Below are 17,915 nucleotides of genomic sequence, written 5' to 3'. Positions count from 1 at the left end.
GGTAAGATTAATAATATGAAGGAAGTAGGCATAAAAAAAGACCAAGCTAGATACTTGGTCTTGAAATATTCTTGAACTTAAATCGCTTAGTTCTTTGTGTCTTTAACGATAACATCATGAGCACCACCTTCGATAATACTTGTAGATGAAACCAAGGTAATTTTTGCTTCAGCCTGCAATGCTGCAATTGTTGTAACACCACAACTACACATGGTAGCTTTGATTTTTCCTGTGGTAATATCTAGATTGTCTTTTAATTTACCTGCATAAGGTACAAAGCTATCTACACCTTCTTCAAACTTAAGGCTGTCCTTACCTCCCATGTCATATCGCTGCCAGTTTCTTGCTCTGTTCGAACCTTCGCCCCAATATTCTTTTACATAACTGTTTCCAATCAAAAGTTTTCTGGTTGGACTCTCATCAAAACGGGCAAAATATCTTCCCATCATCATAAAATCAGCTCCCATTGCCAGCGCAAGGGTCATGTGATAATCCATTACAATTCCACCATCGGAACAAATTGGAATGTACTCACCGGTCTTCTTAAAATATTCATCGCGGGCTTCGGCCACTTCAATTAAAGCAGTTGCCTGACCTCTGCCAATTCCTTTTTGCTCTCTGGTAATACAAATTGATCCGCCACCTACACCAACTTTAATAAAATCGGCGCCAGACTCAGCTAAATATAAAAAACCAGCTTTATCAACCACGTTTCCTGCTCCAACAGCTACTTTCCCATTATAATGTTCTTTAATCCACTGAATTGTAATCTTTTGCCATTCCGAAAATCCATCCGATGAATCGATACACAATACATCAACGCCAGCATCAACCAATGCAGGAACACGTTCTTCAAAATCACGGGTATTAATACCTGCACCCACTATTAATCTTTTATGATCATCCAATAATTCGTTCGGGTACTCTTTGTGATTATCGTAGTCTTTTCTAAAAACAAAATATTTCAGGTTTTGTTTTTTATCGATAACAGGCAAAGTATTTAATTTGTGATCCCAGATAATATCATTTGCCTCTGTCAAGCTGATTCCATACTCACCAACAGTAAGATTTTCTAAAGGAGTCATAAACTCTTTCACCTTTTTATCTAAACTATCCTTACTTAACCGATAATCGCGGCCTGTAACAATACCTAAAAATTTTCCATTTGGTGATCCATCACTCGTTACACCAATCGTTGAAAATCCAGTTTGTTCTTTTAAGGCAATAACATCCTGCAAGCTTTGATCAGGAGTGATATTAGCGCGACTCTCAACAAAACCAGCTTTGTGTTTTTTTACTTTCTTAACCATTTTGGCCTGTTCCTCAATTGACTGAGAACCAAAAATAAATGAAACACCGCCCTCTTTCGCCAAGGCAATAGCCATTCCATCATCGGAAACAGATTGCATAATTGCGGATACAAAAGGTGTTTTCATGTTGATTCCGGAAGATTCCCCTTTTTTAAATTTAATCAGGGGAGTCATCAAGCTAACTTTATCAGGTGTGCAATCAACCGATGTTAGTCCTGGAATAATTAAATACTCACTAAAGGTTCTCGAAACGTCATTAATAATCGTAGCCATAGTTGTTCTATTCAATGGTTGTTCAAATAAAAAATTTTACGAAGGTATAAAAACATCCTGTCTCTATTAAATCAAACAAGCTTAAAAATTAAAACAATCTGATTTACCCACAGACAACAACCTCTCACCAATCAATCTAAAATACTATTATACAAAAACTTAACAAGACTTAAATCCATTCTTCAAATTACAAAATTGAAAATCAATAATACTCCCAAATACTTTTAAAAATACGTACAATTCTTCTGTTTTACGATTATTTAGCTGATGCACTTAAAAATGCCAACCCACTTTCAACGATACTTCCCCCTGAATCTTTTTGGTTTTGTATTCTGTAGTACCAACTGATACTTTTTCATTATTTAACACATAGTGCAGGGCAGCCCAAGGCTCAATGTAGAAGTTTTTATGCAGCTTGATGATGTATCCACTACCGGCCGTAATCACATAATTTGTAAAATCATAACTCCTGTTGTCAATTTTCGAGCTGATTGTGTTGTCCCACATTTCTGTCCCTGCTCCCAGCCACCAACCTTCAAAATTATTGTTTTTGAAACAATCAAAAATCAAAGCTTTGGCTGTTGTTTTTAAATCTTTAAAATCATTATTCCTCATCAATTTATCGGGCATCTGAAAACCTGCAATGACTCCGCGAACCCGAAATTTCCTGTATCCATACCACAATTGAGCCGAATACCCCAGATTGCCGGTTGTGGCACTCATAATTGGAGGAAGCAAATCGATGGCAATACCTATGGTTTGTTTGATTTTTACGCTATCGGTTTGGGAAACAAGGCTTGATTTGCTGCAGGATTTAACTGCATTCGATTGAGCCGAAACGGCTGTGGCAAAAGCGATTATTACCACAATAAAAAAGAATTGCTTTTTCATCTTTTAAATTTATTTTCATTTGTAAGATGAAACCCGCAAATAAATTTAATCATCCTCCTTTTTTTCATTTGGATAATGAAATTCTTATGCTCGTTTCATATCGTAAGTGTTAAAATTTTACGATACAAAAATCGATAAAAGAAGTGCTTCAATTTCTCCGCAATTGTTACCAAATTAATTTACTGAAAAAACTCCTTGCGAATTCGGCTTAACGACTTTGGGGCAATGCCAAGATAATTGGCAATATGGTAAAGTGGTACTTTTTGAAAAATTTCAGGGTATTTGAGAAGCAAGCTTTCGTATCGTTGTTTTGCTGGCAGTACTTGTAAATCGATACTTTGCCGGGCAATCTTAACAAATGACTGTTCCATTAAAATTCGGCCCAGGCGTTCTAACTTTGGAATTTTTGTATATAAATCAAACAAATCCTGCTGTCTAAGAATCAACAATTCGACGTTTTCGATGGCCTTAATGTTGATTAATGACGGCGTATTATTCAACCTACTTTCGTTGATCGTAACCCAATCGCCTTCAAAAGCAAAATCTGTTGTCAGCTCCTTGCCATTTTCCAAGGTCTTGAAATAAATCATCACCCCAAAATTGACGAATCCGATAAAATCACACACCTGTCCTTCCTTTAAAAAGAATTCATTTTTATTGATGGTTTTCATTTCCAGACAACCAGAGAATATCAATAATTCCTCATCTGTTAATGAAACAATTGAGCCGATACTGCTTTTTATTCTACTTAGCTGATCCATAAATTATTTGATTAGGAATTTTTAGACATGTGATAACAACTTCTACTATTGTATTTGGTTCAAAAATTCAGCAACCTAAAATAAGCATTTCGATGCTTTTTAGTATTTACAATACGAAATTAAAAAAAGAAGCCAATATACTATAAAAGCATAAGGTTCCGAAGCAATAATCAGCACAGCATCTAATTTTGCCACTGCCATCATATTTTAGTAAATTTAAGAAAACACTCACATGCAAAGAATAGGAGTCTATGCTTATTCTTTTAGTCCCCCCTCACCAGTGTAAATTACAATGATCATTTTTCTCTATATCTTAAACCATATGCCATGAATTTTTTGTTCGTTTTTAGTGTTGCCGTTATCTTTTTTCTTCTGGCCGGAATTCGTGTAATTTTTGAATACAAAAGAGCCTTAAAATTCCGCTTTGGGAAGTATATTGGAATATTGCAACCCGGTTTCAGGTGGATTATTCCCATTGTTGAAACCATTAGCATTGTCGACATTCGGGTGATCACAATCAATATCGACTCTCAGGAAGTAATGACTCAAGACAATGTTCCCTGTAGTATTGATGGTGTCGTATTTTTTCAAATCAACGATCCAGAAAAAGCAGTTTTAGAGGTGGAAGAATACAAATTTGCCATTTCTCAGCTGGCACAGGCTGCCTTGCGCGATGTTTGTGGCAAAGTAGAACTGGATACCATCTTATCGAAACGCGAAGAGATGGGAAAAAACATCAAGACCATTGTAGAAAAGGAAACCCAGGTGTGGGGAATTGTTATTATTGATGTGAAAATTAAAGACATTCAGTTGCCTGAAAACATGCGCCGGATGATGGCTAACCAAGCCGAAGCAGAACGCTCCCGAAGAGCAAGGATAATTCTTGCTACCGCGGAAGAACAGGCTGCTGAAAGTCTGCTTGCGGCTGGGAAACTCATCGATAAGTCACCTTCGGCTATTAAATTGCGGCTCTACCAAACACTTGCAAATATTGCTTCGGAAAAGAATTCGACCATTCTGTTCCCATTTCCTGAAGAGGTGTTGCCACGCAAACCAAAAGAAGAGGATTAAAAACTATTTATGCACGTATTACTAAGCAGATCGACAAATAAAATCCTAAAAATTACGAATTTCCCTCGTATAGAATTGATTGCCGTAATCCTAACCGGCATCCTAAAATACATCCTGATGGACTGGCTGCAGATGCGGGCCATTTACATTGCCGGCATCTGCATTTTTTGGGGTGCTTATATTCTTTTTCGATATTCAACCAATAGGGATGTTCTAAGCCACTGGGGATTTACCAAAAATAATTTTAAACGCTCAATGGTCTTTCTGCTTCCTCTTGTTGTGGTTAGCATCTCGGTTTCCCTGATTTATGGTCATTTAAATCATTCTCTTACATTTACCTGGCATATATTGCCGATTATTTGCCTGTATCCCATTTGGGGAATTGTTCAACAATATTTAATGCTCGGACTGATTACCAATAATCTGATTTCATTAGTGAAACCCAGCATCAATAGGTATGTTCTTATTTTTTTGATCTCAACACTTTTCGGTTTGGTGCACTATACCAATTACTTTTTAATGATTTTTACCTTTGCAATGGAAGCCGTATTTTTGCTGGCTTACTTTAAATGGAGAAACCTTTGGGCCATAGGCATTGCCCATGGATGGATCGGAAGTTTCCTGCTCTATTTTGTTCTTATGAGAGATCTTTGGAGTGAGTTATTCGCATGGTTTTAAATGTGAAAGAATCTTCTTAAGTCGACTCCTTTTTTCAATCGATAATGAACATAGAAGAGAAGTGCTGAAATAGAGATCATTGAGGTTACCACAATAATGCTCCATCTGATCTGAAACTGATGAACGAAATAGAGCGAAACAAAACCATCAACACAGATTGAGAAGAGACCTATTGCCAAAAAGATAATCGCCAAAATATTAAAGCCCCGTTGTTTTGAGATACGTATAAACCAAATTACAAGCAATAACAAAATATAGAATGACAACAGAATGGGAATACCCAGTTTGATTCCCCAACCAACATTGGTGCTAAACAAATCCAATAAAATAAGAAGAAGCGAAGTTGAAACAAGACTTCCAAGCACTATTATCAGCATTCGATGCCGCCAAAATGTAAAGACACTGATGTTGGCAAGTACCGCCAAAGAGGCCACAGTACTATAACTTGACCAGGTAATGCTTTTGTTCAAAAAAAGATTCAACGTAACCGTAACCAAGATTCCAGAGAAGAGAATGATGTTTGATAACTCCCAGAATAATTTACGCCGCTGCGCTTTGGTCAGTTTTTCAAAATCATCAATGATCTTATCCTTTTCGAGCTTTTGCTGCGATGTGGAAAGTTCGTCTGCTCCCGATTTTTCTCCAATAGATAAACCACACAACGGACAAAAATTCATATTGACATCCAGTTCTACTCCGCATTTATTACAGTAATTCATCTCGCTGTTCATGATATGTATTTAAAATTTTAACCTTCACATTTTGCTCAACAAGAAATCGCAGAAACCGACGTTCAAACTCCTTTGAATTGCTTATGTTGCCAAAACTCAAAACCAGTTTATCCTTGTATCCAATCACGCCGCAATTGATCTTCACTTTTTTATTGGGTGGCGGCGGTGTTATCACAAAATAGTTTATTTGATCGGCTATGGCATCGGGTATTTTCGTATTTCCCAAATTAGTTACCACTCCACTAAATTGATTGGCTCCTTCGGCATAATACTTGGCATGCAAAACAAGGCTCTTTAACAGAATGGGAATACTTCTCACAAAAACATTTCGTTCGCCGCCAACATTACGCGAAATAATTTTACTGATGAGCTTTTCATCGGTCTCCAGCTGCATTTTATGGTGCACAACCTTCACAATTTCATCGAAGGAGTAAAGCCCTAACCTAAAATCCAGTTCCGGTAAAACAAAAAGGGAGAAGTTTCGCATGGTTTTCGTTGGGTAGATGTTCCGCAAATTAATCGGAACCTGAATTCTGGCCAATTTACGACGAACTCCCTTTCCTTTGGCCTTACATTCATGAAAAATATCCTGAAGCACCAAAAGATAAACAGCCACCAGAAAGATGGTAATACTAACCGATTTTTCGCTTGCTCTCTCCTTCAATTCTTTAGTTGAAATCATTGCCAAAAGCACATCAAAACGGGGTTTGGAATTCAAATCAAAAGGCAAATGAAAAGCTTTTGGCTGACGGATTACGTGTGGTATTTTCTCTTTGAAGTATCGGTTGTAGGCATCTTCGAATTCTTCGGGACTGGCTTTGCTGGTATAAAACGGATCTATTTGCTCAGCAGGAATCATTCCTTTTTCATTAAAATAATAAATCAGAATGGCCTTCAAAAATTGCAGCAAACCAGATCCATCGGTAAGTATATGAGAAAACTCAACACTGATTTCATTCTTACGAACCAAAATGCGAAAGAGAAGCTTGTTTGAATCCTTCCTGTCGAAAGCCTGACAAAGCTGACCAGTATCGCCTGTCACTTTAACGGGATCATCAATCTGCTCCAGGTAATACCAGAAAAATCCTTTCCGAAGGCTTACTTTAAAATAAGGGAATCTTTTTTCGGCCAGTTCAATCGCCGAAAAAAGGTGTTTAATGGCAACCCGCTCGTTAAGAACTGCGGTAATTCGTGCAACTGTAGAATGTTCTTTTGAGCGTATGGCTGGAAATATTTTTGCTGCATTGTCAAGAGGTGCCCAAAAACTTATTTTTTTATCCATTACAACAGTAAGTTTTTAACGAAAATCCTTCTTTATCCCCTGTAAGTTACGGAAAAAAAGACGCTTTCATTGGCTAATTTCATAACTTGCAGGATATTCAAAGCATAACAATCCAAGCACACAGGCAAATTCATTAACTCTAAATTGAAATACCGCTTAAATAGAGAGATCATGTATCTGTAGGAGTTACGACTCTCTATTCTGACCTTTGAACTAAGATACTTTGCTCCTAACTGATTCACTATTCCTATCTTCCAATGAAAGCGCTCCTGATTATTCTTTCGAGTACCTGGAAATTCGCAGCAACCTTTCCCGTTGCGGTCTATGTTTTTCAGATGTCGTTTTATGAAACCATCTTGTACACAAATATCGGTGGATTCATTGGCATTCTGATCTCTACTCTGGTTTCGAAAGGTTTAATCAAACTATTTAATGTATATGGGTCAGATCTGTTCAAATCCAAAAAGAAAATCCAAAAAAAATTCACCAAAAGAAACAGACGTTTAGTCGTTTTAAAGAACAATTACGGATTGGCAGGTATTGCAATCCTCACCCCAGTACTTCTGTCGATTCCTATTGGTGTTTTTTTAAACACCAAATATTACGGGCATCGGAAAATCAGCTATCTGTATTTACTCCTCTCTCAAATTGCATGGTCGTTTGCCTACACCCTATTTTATACCGCAATAAAAACCGGTATTTAGGACCCCGAAACCAACCGGCAACAAAAAAGCCACGGAAACTATCCGCGGCCATTAACTAATTCTAATTTACTCTTACTTTATCTCCAAAATCATTGCCGATCGGGCCGGAACTTCTAGGCCCTCATTCATTTGAATTATTTTGCCTGAGATAATATCTTTTGCTGTCTCATTCCCTTTCAGCATTTCATGATATCGCTCTGTTTGCAAGTGAACCGATTCTGTATTCTTATTCAAAATCACCATTACTTTTCCTTTATCGGTATACCGGAAGTAGCTGTATATTCCATGTTCAGGGGTATAATGCATCAACTTTCCTTTATGAATAACGGTACTGGTCTTTCTCCAATTTAATAATTTCTTTAAAAAATCCTGAGCTTCTTTTTCTTGTGTGCTCATGCCCTTTCCTGTAAAAGCATTCACTTCATCGCCTTCCCAACCTCCAGGGAAATCCATACGCAGCAATCCATGATCACCTCCAGCATCGCTGTTTGCTAAAACCTCTGTACCATAATAAATTTGAGGAATTCCTCTCATCGTAAGAACGTAAGTCATTGCCATTCGATACAAATCGTAATCTTTATTCAGCTGATTAAAAACTCGGGCCATATCATGGTTATCAGGAAAGATGACCAAATTATTTGGATTTGGATATTGCACATCATTCACCAATATCTCGTACAATTTGATGAGTCCTGTCCCCCAGGTATCTTCTTCAGTTAAACCTTCCACCAGTGCATTTTGCAAGGGGAAATCCATTAAACTTGGCAGGTTGGAAACATAACCATTTTTGTTTTCTTTCCCCTTTTGCCAATAGGATACAACAGCTGGATTGGTACTCCACTCCTCGCCAACAATATTTAGGTTTGGATATTCTTCCAAAATTCTACGGGTCCATTCAATCAAAAATTCAGAGTCCGAATATGGATAAGTATCTACACGGAGTCCATATAAGTCGGCATATTCTATCCACCAAATGGTATTTTGAATCAAGTATTTTGACATGAACTCGTTGCGCTGATTCAAATCGGGCATGCTTTCTACAAACCATCCATCTGAAAACTGTTTCGAATCCTCTTTCGATGCATATTGATCCTGAACCGTAGTTCGCTTGTGAGTACAACTTGTAAATTTCCCTTCGTTATTGATCCAATCCGTTGAAGGCAGATCCTTCATCCACCAGTGTTCAGAACCACAATGGTTCAAAACAATATCCATGATGATTCCTATTCCTTTCTTCCTTGCCTGTTTCGAAAATTTACAGTAATCCTCATTTGTTCCAAAGCGTGGGTCAATTTGATAATAGTTGGTTATGGCATAACCATGATAAGAATAAGAAGTTTGATTATTCTCCAGCAATGGAGTCGACCAAATGGACGTAAATCCCATATCGGAAATGTAATCCAAATGATCAATAATTCCCTGAATATCTCCACCGTGACGACCATCTTTTTGCTCACGATCCAAACCTTCAGGTAATCCTTCTACACTATCGTTCGCCATATTGCCATTGGCAAACCGATCCGGCGTAATCAGGTACATCACATCCGCAGGAGTGTAGCTTAAACGTTCGGCAGAACCTTCTTTTCGTTCGAGCAACTGATACTTGTATTTTAAGATAGTTTTCGCTCCTTTTTTAAAAAGGATATCAAAACTTCCGGCTTTTGTGATTTCACTCAATTTTAAATCAACAAACAGATAGTTTTCATTCGACACTCTGCTTACCTTCATAATGCTGACACCGGCATAATTTACCTCAGGTTTTAAATCAGCAATATTCTCGCCATGAATCAACAGTTGCAGGCTCGTGTTCTTCATGCCGGTCCACCAAAACGCAGGCTCCAAATGATCAATTTTGTATTTTGCATATGCCGTACTGCTTCCTATCAGCAGTACGGTTAAAAAAATCATGAGTATTCTTTTCATCTGTTTATAATTTTAAGTTTTTGTTATATGATCCAGAAAGCTTTATATATGAACGTTTCATTTGATTTTAGTTCAAGTAACCAATCCCTTGAATGAGATGCAAATAAATACTGCAAACAGTATAACTAATCCTGCGGATTACTGTATAATGTTCTTGTTTGCAAACATCCCATAAAAATGGTAGTTGGTAATAAAAAGCAGGTTTTATATCCAATACTCCCTTTATATCCAGCGAATATTTGTAAAATGCCTTACATATGTAGTTTCGGAATATTTATCTTTACAAAAATGCAGATCATCACCCCTGAGAATAGCTGGCTTTCCAAAGTCGTAAACAACAGACTTGTTCAGCACCTTACTTACTGGATCATATTTGTACTTTTCTTTGCATACGCATGGGGCACATTCGATGCAAATTATATCAAAACAGTAAAGGTCGAACTAATCAATCTACCGGTAAAAATACTCTTGGTTTATGCTGTTATTTACTACTTGTATCCAAGGTTTTTATACAAAGGGGAAATTTGGCAATTTCTTTTTTATTTCCTTATCCTAATCGGTTTTGCCGCCTTTATTCAACGCATAACCGATAACCTGATTATTGTTGATTTCTTTTTTCCGGAATGGCAAAAAGAATCTACCTTTTCTCTCACTCAAATAGTTCGGGGGGCTGTTAATTTAGGAGCTGTACTTGCCTTACCCATGACAGTAAAACTGATGGAATATTTAGCAAAAGTTCAGCAGAACGAACAGATTCTGGCCAAAGAAAAGTTAGAGGCTGAATTAATCTTTTTAAAAAATCAGGTTCAACCTCATTTTCTTTTCAATACTCTAAACAGTTTGTATTCACTGATATTAAAAAAGTCTGATCAATCACTTGATGTGATTCTAAAACTATCGGATTTACTGCGGTACATGCTTTACGAAACCAATTCTACTCAGGTTGATTTACGCAAAGAAGTGGATAGCATCAGAAGTTATATGGAATTGGAAAAGATAAGATATGGAGACCGCATTGATATAAGTTTGAATATTTGGGGCGATTTAGACAGCAATCACATTGCTCCAATGATCATTCTGCCATTTATTGAGAACAGCTTTAAACACAGTACCAAAGGATTGGATAAAAATGCATGGATCACCATCGAGCTTGGAAGTAAGGCAAATAAACTGGTTCTGAAAATTGAAAACAGCATTCCGAAAGTAAGCTCCAATCAAGATGCTGTGGTAGGTGGTATTGGTTTGCAAAATGTAAAAAGGAGATTATCTTTAATCTATCCTGAAAAGCATGAGCTTAAAATTAATCGTACCGAGGAATCGTACAATGTCCATTTAAATTTGCAATTGCTATGAAACGTCCATGCCAAAATGATTTTGACAGACAGACAGAGAGATGATTGTCTCAGCATGGTAATCCCGAAAGCTTTCGGGACCATATGGCAAATCAAAAACAAATTATAATTATATGAAAGTAAAATGTTTACTAGTTGATGATGAAGATCTTGCTTTGGATGTAATGGAGGCATATATAAAGAGAATAGACTATTTGCAATTGGAAGGAAGATGCAAAAGTGCAGTTGAGGCTTTATCTGTTTTAAACAGCAAAAAAATTGATTTGCTTTTTCTGGACATTCAAATGCCGGGATTAACAGGAATTCAATTGCTGCGAAATATTTCCAATCCTCCAACAGTAATTTTCACTACTGCTTATTCAGAATATGCCTTGGAAAGTTATGATCTGGAAGCCTTGGATTATTTAATCAAACCAATTCCTTTCGAACGCTTTATTAAAGCTGTAAACAGATATTTCAAGCTCAAAAAACACGATTATCAGATTCCCGAAAAAAAGGAACAAAGCAACACCGATCAAGCATTTATATTCGTGAAATCCGAAAAGAAAATGGTGAAAGTTTTCTTAAATGAAATCCTTTACATTGAAAGCCTGCGAAACTATGTAAGTATTTATCAGGAAAACGGACAGGAAATTGTTACTCTTAACACCATTAGTAACATTGAGGAAAAGCTGCCCGAAACAAATTTCCTAAGAATACACAGATCATTTATTATTGCGATCGACAAAATTGAAAGTTTCACTTCAAGCCTTGTTCAAGTCGAACAAAAATACATCCCAATTGGCCGAAATTACAAAAGCATGGTTATGGATGTACTCAACCAAAACAGCATCAACTGAGACAGTATCAATTTTTGACTGCCTGGCCCGCGCCAGACGACCGCCAAACTTTTTTTTGACTACCTGGATCACGCCAGATGATCACCAAACATTTTTTTGATCGTCTAAATTGCGCCAGCCTAGCTCCAAACTATTTTTTGACTACCTGGCTTGTGCCAGATGACCGCCAAACTATTTTTTGACTACCTGGCTTGTGCCAGATGACCGCCAAACTTTTTTTTGACTACCTGGCTTGTGCCAGATGACCGCCAAACTTTTTTTTGACTACCTGGCTTGTGCCAGATGATCACCAAACTATTTTTTGACTGCCTGGCTTGCGCCAGATACCCGCCAAACTTATTTTTGAATTGCCTTAAAAATCACACTAAATAGAAAAAGCCGTTCAGATGAACGGCTTTTCGCTGGGGTATCTGGTTTCCGAAACATCGGAAATCGGTCTTGCTTATTTTACGTACACTTTGTATTCCCAAGCTTTAAGAGACATTTTCTCTTTTGCTGAGAATTTGACCTCTTCCTTGCTAAAGTAGTCTTTGTAATCGCCTGCCAGTACTTCTGACGCAAGTGTAAATTCCTGAGCCTCGGCAGTCAGATTCAATACCACCAGTACTTTATCGCCTTCAGCTTCGCGGGCAAATGCATAAACAGCTTCGTTCTTGTCGGAAGGAATACGAACAATCTCACCACCTTTCACTCCATTTTGAAGAGCTTTGTTTGTGCTTTTCAAGCTAAGTAATTTCTTGTAAAAAGGCTCCAATGTTTTATTGCTCCAATCAATTGTATCCTTCTCAAAGAATCTTAATCTCTTTGCCATTCCTGCTTCCTGTCCGCTGTAAATCAAAGGCATTCCCGGCATGGTGAAAGTTAATACTGCAAAAGTGTTTCCTGCATCGCCCATTCTTTCTTTGACGGTACCGTTCCAAGAGTTTTCATCGTGATTGGTAATGAAGTTCATCGTATAAGAATCAGCAGGGAAAATGGTATCAACTTTAGCAAAGAAAGCCTCAATATCATTTGCATTTTTTTCTCCTTTTGCAATGTCATTCATGATGTGGTGAAAATCCCATCCATACCCCATATCAAATGCATTCTCTACTAATTCGTGACCACCATCTTCTGCCAACATGAATACAGGCTTGATTGCGTCTAAATCTTTACGGGCTTTCTCCCAAAAATCAGTAGGAACCATTCCTGCTACATCGCATCGGAATCCATCAACGTCAGCATTCTCAATCCAATATTTTAAGGATCCGATCATGTACTCACGCAGTTCATTGTTGTCGTAGTTCAAGTCTGCAGTATCCGACCAATCGGTTCCTTCCGGAATAACTATTTCTCCTGCTTCATTTTTTGTGTAAAAATCAGGATGCTCAGTCATTAGAATATTGTCCCAGCCAGTATGATTGGCAACCCAGTCTAAAATAACATGCATTCCCATTTCATGAGCTTTGTTTACCATGTTTTTCAAATCATCCATGGTTCCAAATTCAGGATTCACTGCGCGATAATCCGCCACAGCGTAATAGCTTCCCATACTTCCTTTACGATTCTTTTCAGAGATAGGAAATACCGGCATCACCCAAAGAATATCAACACCCATTTCCTTTAAACGAGGCATGTGCTCAACAAAGGCATTGATAGTTCCTTCAGGAGTGTACTGACGAATGTTCACTTCGTAGATATTTGCATTTCGGGTCCACGCCAGTGGTTTTTCAACTTTTACTTCTTCAGCAACAGCTTTTGCGGCTGGCTTATTTTGACATCCTACCAACATTCCTGTTAGCAAGGCCATGCATAAAACAATCTGATAAATTCGCTTCATTACTATTTTATTAAGATGATTAGTTTTCAAATTAACCACGAAGGACTCAAAGGAATTCAAAGAGATACTTTGTATTGTACTTCGTGTTCTTTGTGAAAAAACATAAATAATGTAACTCTTCTTTTCACCCCTAAATCCCCTAAAGGGGACTTTACCCAATTTGTTACATTAACATTTTTTTAAAAGCCCCTTTAGGGGTTTGGGGTGATTGTATGAATAATTACAACAACTCCAATAATACAATATCGTATTCGGTATCAATGCTTACTTTTCCGTTTTTCACTTTCACTTTTTTACCGGAATATGCATCACATAATTTGGTTCCATCCTCTAAATCTGCCATTGGCAATACCTTTTTCCCTTTTGGTAAATCCAATCCTACAAACACCTGATCCTGCAATTCAGAATTACCAAATGTTCTGCTGAACAAATAAGGCTTTTCGCTAATCTTTTTATGGACTCCTGCTCCAACTGCCGGATGATCTCTTCGGAATCTGCCAAGCTTTTGCCAGTGAGCCAATACGGCTTGTGTGTGCTCATCAGTTTTTACCGCTTCCCAATTCATACACGAACGTAAAGTTGCATCGCCAACAGTTCCTTCTATTATCAGTGATCTGGCTGTTTCATCGCCATAATACACCTGCGAAGTTCCAGGGCACAACAACAATTTATTTGCCGATTCAATGCTTTTTTCTCTTTTCTGATCGAATGGTGATCCGTCATCATGAGATGTCAGGTAATTTAAAACTCCATAACCTTTTAAGTCACCATTTAATATTTCAGAGTATTTCGAGAACAATTCTTCGTAGTTCGATAATGCGTTGTATTTAAATTCGAAATTGATTAAATCAGTAAATCCATTGGCATAATAATTCACCTGTTTATCGCCAAAATCATAAGCAAATTTGTTACTGATACTGTATCCATAAACTTCTGCAACGGAATAAAATTCGTTGTTGTCCATTACTTTTTCAGGGTTATTTTCCTTCCACAGCTGAAATGCATATTCGCACTCTTTGCGAAAATCACCCCAAACAGTTTCATCCGTGTGCTTCACTGTATCGGAACGGTAACCGTCAATACCAAACTCGATGATGTAATCGCACAACCATTTAATCATGTGATATTTTGGTGTACGAGGATATCCCGTGCGGGCAAAGAACTCATCCAGTTCTTTCATTTCCTGCTCGTACCTGCCTTCATTCTTCCACTTCTCAACCAAGCTTTCAGGAATGGTTACTTCCTCTGTACTCTCGGTTTTAATATCAGGCAGATTGTCAGTTAACGTACATTCAGTTGTTGTTTTAAAGTTCTGATATGTGCAGGTTGGGCCGGTTCTCACCCATTCTTTTTCCCAGGCCGGGTCGGTCTCTGTTGCCGGTCCTGTGTGATTAATTACCGCATCCATTACAATTCGGATTCCATTGGCATGAGCAAGCTCTACCAATTCAGCCAAGTCTTCCATCGTTCCAAAATTCGGATCCAAAGCAGTCCAGTCTTTGGCCCAATATCCATGAAAACCATAGGTATTTCCTGTTCCCTCATCAACCGATCCGTGAATCTGCTCTGTTACCGGTGTAAACCAAATGGCGTTAATTCCCAGATCATTAAAATATCCTTCTTTTATTTTCTGTGTGATTCCCTTGATATCACCACCTTCAAAACCTCTTAGCTTTCCGGTAGGCAATTCACGCTCAAAATTCACATCATTATCGGTAGTGCCGTTGCAAAAACGATCTGTCAGCAAAAAGTACAAATTAGCTCCCTCCCATACAAATGGCTTGTCGGCATCTGCAATTTGCTTTTCGGATGTTAAACAAGCCGACAGCAAAAAAAACAATACTACAAATAGGCTGTATCCTAATTTCTTCATTATCTAGCTAATTTTATCGTAATAGATTGATTCTCTTTTGATTTAACCTCTCCGGTAAAGCGGAGTGTTTTTGATTCCTTATCCCAGATAAAATCTGTAGATTTTTTTCCTAAGGATACTTTCTTTGGTTGCTTTTCGATATTGTGAATAACCCAATTGATATTCTTTTTGACAGACTTGTAATTACTTCCGGTTTCAGTATTAACAGCAATCTGCAATTTCGATTTGGAAGTCTTAGATGTAAAATTCAGCATTTCATACTCTCCCTTTTTATATGCATCAGGAGTTACTCCATCATCGTTGTACAAATGTCCCTTACTTCCCTCAACAGATTTATCGTGATAGTAATTCAATTCCAGGTTCTTCAAAGAATATGTTTTGGTATTTTGCATTCCTTTAATCATTGGCACAAAAGAACCTCCACGCACAAAAACAGGAATATGATCTTCTTCGGTTGTAATGATGTAGCTTTTTCCTCCATCATATTTCTGTTCCAACACAAAATCAAACCAAACCGAATTGGCAGGCATATAAACTTCTTTCTCTTTTAGGCCAGCATCAGTAATGGTTGAAACTAAAAACGCATCTCCCCACAAGTAGGTATCCGAAACAGATAGCAATTCCTTGTTATTTTGCTCCTCGAAAAACAATGGACGCATTAAGGGCAAGCCAGTCTGGTTATTATCGAAGGCAATGGTATAATTGTAAGGCATTAACTGGTATCTCAATTGAATTGATTTTTTTGCCAATGCTTTGGTTTTTGCTTCGCGAAACACAGGTTCCGAAGGAACTGCTTCCTGTGCATGCGGACGGAATATGGCTTGAAAAACACCATACTGCAACCATCGCGTGTACAACTCATCATCTAAATTATCACCTGCAAAACCTCCCAAATCGGAGTGCATATATGGAATTCCCTGCAGTCCCATTTGCAGTGATATTTCGGTTTGAGGCTTTAAACCATCCCACGAGCGACTCACATCACCGGTCCATGGCACCATTCCGTACCGCTGCGATCCAACGGCACCAGCTCTCATCAAAATGAACGGACGTTGATTGGGAAAGTCTTTCTGATAACCTTCGTAAACCAATTTCGCCCAGTAATGACCGTAAATATTGTGCACCTCATCAGCCGATCCGTTTACATGCAGCAATCCTGCCGGATGAACTTCCGGTTCGCCCAAATCGCCCCACCAACCGGCAACTCCTTTGTTGGCCAATCCTTTGTAAATATTCCAAAACCAATCAATTGCTTTCGGCTTAAACACATCAACCAATCCGGTGTTGCCAAAATAAAAATCGTATGTATAAGGATTCCCAATAGAATCTGTTCCCAAAACTTCTTCCTTCACAACCTCTTCCCATCGTTTTGAAGTGGTCAAAATAAATGGCTCAGTAATCAGAATTGTTTTGACTCCTTTAGCATCCAAATCGGCAATCATTTTTTCGGGTGTTGGAAATGAATCACGTTCAAATGCCAGATTTCCCATCTCCCCTTTCATCTCTTTCCCAAACCAGAACAAATCCAGAATAATCGCATCCACAGGAATGGAGTCCTTCAAAAACTGATCGATAGTTGCTCTGCATTCCCTCTCAGAATGATATCCGAATCGGCTCGAAAAATTGCCAAAACTCCAACGGGGAAGCATAGGCTGACGGCCAGTTAAGTTTGTAAATTCATAGGTAAAACCCTCCCAGGTATCCGAAGCAATTACCTGATATACTTTTCTTCCACTGATGCTTTCGTATCGCAGGGTATTTGTTTTTTTACTATCTAAATCCAAATAACCAATAGGTGCATTATCGAAATGTACCGCATACATTTTCGAAGAAATCACCAAAGGCATGGTGTAGTTCATCAATTCAGAATGAGTTCCGTATCCATAATGAGCCCGATTGTATAATTGCAGCCGGTATCCACGGCGGTTCATGCCTAAAACACGTGCACCTCCACCAAATAAAACCTCATCCTTATCAATTGTAAAATCAATATTCTCAGTACTATCCGTTTTAATGTATCCTTCTTTTTCAGAGAGCAACTGTCTGCCTTTGTAGCTGTAACTGATATCAAAAGGAGATTTTGAAACAGTAACATTCATTCCCTTAGACTGGAATTGTAATTCATTCTCCTTTTCAACCAAACTAACAGAAGTCCGTTCTGGTTGCAAAACTACAGCATGTGATTCACCTTTATCTGTTTCCCCTTTTGGGATAAAAGCCGTTTCTACAATGTTTTGATTGTAAAACTGAATTTCATAACTGCCATCATTGGTAACAAGTACCAGTTGGCTGCCATTCACTTTATGCGATTGATAAACCCGTTGACTGTTTTGTGCAAATGCGGAAAAAGACGCAAGGGCAACAATCAATAAAATGGAAATCCGCAAAACAATTCTTTTACTCATATT

14 protein-coding genes are annotated in these 17,915 nt (G+C 38.0%); 5 read left to right on the top strand and 9 right to left on the bottom strand.

Going from position 1 to position 17,915, the window contains the following annotated elements; all coding sequences use genetic code 11:
* Window positions 1-86 precede the first annotated feature (86 nt).
* The 3 genes from ACKU4N_RS07325 to ACKU4N_RS07315 all read right to left on the bottom strand — a co-directional run bounded on the left by ACKU4N_RS07325 (window position 87) and on the right by ACKU4N_RS07315 (window position 3,235).
* On the bottom strand, window positions 87-1,583 hold the full coding sequence (locus ACKU4N_RS07325) for an IMP dehydrogenase (protein WP_321322038.1): 1,497 nt from the start codon (window positions 1,581-1,583) through the stop codon (window positions 87-89).
* 273 nt (window positions 1,584-1,856) lie between these two features.
* On the bottom strand, window positions 1,857-2,474 hold the full coding sequence (locus ACKU4N_RS07320; RefSeq protein ID WP_321322036.1) for a hypothetical protein: 618 nt from the start codon (window positions 2,472-2,474) through the stop codon (window positions 1,857-1,859).
* Window positions 2,475-2,653: 179 nt separating this feature from the next.
* Window positions 2,654-3,235, bottom strand: coding sequence for a Crp/Fnr family transcriptional regulator (locus ACKU4N_RS07315; protein ID WP_321322034.1), 582 nt, complete (start codon window positions 3,233-3,235; stop codon window positions 2,654-2,656).
* A 327-nt stretch (window positions 3,236-3,562) separates the two neighbouring features.
* Here ACKU4N_RS07315 and ACKU4N_RS07310 point away from each other — a divergent pair, with 327 nt between their 5' ends.
* On the top strand, window positions 3,563-4,306 hold the full coding sequence (locus ACKU4N_RS07310) for a slipin family protein (protein WP_321322032.1): 744 nt from the start codon (window positions 3,563-3,565) through the stop codon (window positions 4,304-4,306).
* 9 nt (window positions 4,307-4,315) lie between these two features.
* Window positions 4,316-4,984 (top strand): CPBP family glutamic-type intramembrane protease, encoded by a 669-nt coding sequence (locus ACKU4N_RS07305; protein ID WP_321322030.1) that lies wholly within the window; start codon window positions 4,316-4,318, stop codon window positions 4,982-4,984.
* Here the strand turns inward: ACKU4N_RS07305 and ACKU4N_RS07300 are convergent.
* Window positions 4,981-5,715, bottom strand: coding sequence for a DUF6320 domain-containing protein (locus ACKU4N_RS07300; RefSeq protein WP_321322028.1), 735 nt, complete (start codon window positions 5,713-5,715; stop codon window positions 4,981-4,983). The two genes, ACKU4N_RS07305 and ACKU4N_RS07300, sit on opposite strands and share 4 nt — an antisense overlap.
* Window positions 5,690-6,997 (bottom strand): hypothetical protein, encoded by a 1,308-nt coding sequence (locus ACKU4N_RS07295; protein WP_321322026.1) that lies wholly within the window; start codon window positions 6,995-6,997, stop codon window positions 5,690-5,692. Before ACKU4N_RS07295 ends, ACKU4N_RS07300 begins: the two co-directional genes overlap by 26 nt.
* A gap of 257 nt (window positions 6,998-7,254) precedes the next feature.
* On the opposite strand from ACKU4N_RS07295, the gene ACKU4N_RS07290 reads away from it, so the two are divergent.
* Window positions 7,255-7,701, top strand: a complete 447-nt coding sequence (locus ACKU4N_RS07290; protein WP_124991899.1) for a hypothetical protein — start codon at window positions 7,255-7,257, stop codon at window positions 7,699-7,701.
* A 72-nt stretch (window positions 7,702-7,773) separates the two neighbouring features.
* Here the strand turns inward: ACKU4N_RS07290 and ACKU4N_RS07285 are convergent, their stop codons facing one another.
* Window positions 7,774-9,624, bottom strand: coding sequence for a glycoside hydrolase family 13 protein (locus ACKU4N_RS07285; protein WP_321322023.1), 1,851 nt, complete (start codon window positions 9,622-9,624; stop codon window positions 7,774-7,776).
* Between the two features lie 288 nt (window positions 9,625-9,912).
* Here ACKU4N_RS07285 and ACKU4N_RS07280 point away from each other — a divergent pair, with 288 nt between their 5' ends.
* Window positions 9,913-10,977 carry a sensor histidine kinase gene (locus ACKU4N_RS07280; RefSeq protein ID WP_321322021.1) on the top strand — a complete coding sequence of 355 codons (1,065 nt, stop codon included), beginning with the start codon at window positions 9,913-9,915 and terminating at the stop codon, window positions 10,975-10,977.
* Between the two features lie 112 nt (window positions 10,978-11,089).
* Window positions 11,090-11,815, top strand: a complete 726-nt coding sequence (locus ACKU4N_RS07275; protein WP_124991896.1) for a LytR/AlgR family response regulator transcription factor — start codon at window positions 11,090-11,092, stop codon at window positions 11,813-11,815.
* A 442-nt stretch (window positions 11,816-12,257) separates the two neighbouring features.
* Here ACKU4N_RS07275 and ACKU4N_RS07270 read toward each other — a convergent pair whose 3' ends face one another.
* From ACKU4N_RS07270 to ACKU4N_RS07260, 3 genes are all read right to left on the bottom strand, one after another.
* The gene (locus ACKU4N_RS07270; protein ID WP_321322019.1) at window positions 12,258-13,634 is read right to left on the bottom strand and encodes an alpha-amylase family glycosyl hydrolase; all 1,377 of its coding nucleotides are present in this window, start codon (window positions 13,632-13,634) and stop codon (window positions 12,258-12,260) included.
* 220 nt (window positions 13,635-13,854) lie between these two features.
* The gene (locus tag ACKU4N_RS07265) at window positions 13,855-15,507 is read right to left on the bottom strand and encodes an alpha-amylase family glycosyl hydrolase (protein ID WP_321322016.1); all 1,653 of its coding nucleotides are present in this window, start codon (window positions 15,505-15,507) and stop codon (window positions 13,855-13,857) included.
* Window positions 15,507-17,912, bottom strand: coding sequence for a glycoside hydrolase family 31 protein (locus ACKU4N_RS07260; protein ID WP_321322014.1), 2,406 nt, complete (start codon window positions 17,910-17,912; stop codon window positions 15,507-15,509). Before ACKU4N_RS07260 ends, ACKU4N_RS07265 begins: the two co-directional genes overlap by 1 nt.
* Window positions 17,913-17,915 lie beyond the last annotated feature (3 nt).

It is taken from the genome of Labilibaculum sp. (assembly GCF_963664555.1).
Taxonomy (GTDB): Bacteria; Bacteroidota; Bacteroidia; order Bacteroidales; family Marinifilaceae; genus Labilibaculum.
The sequence above is the reverse complement of the archived record's forward strand: the minus strand, read 5'-3'. Positions and strand labels throughout refer to the sequence as shown.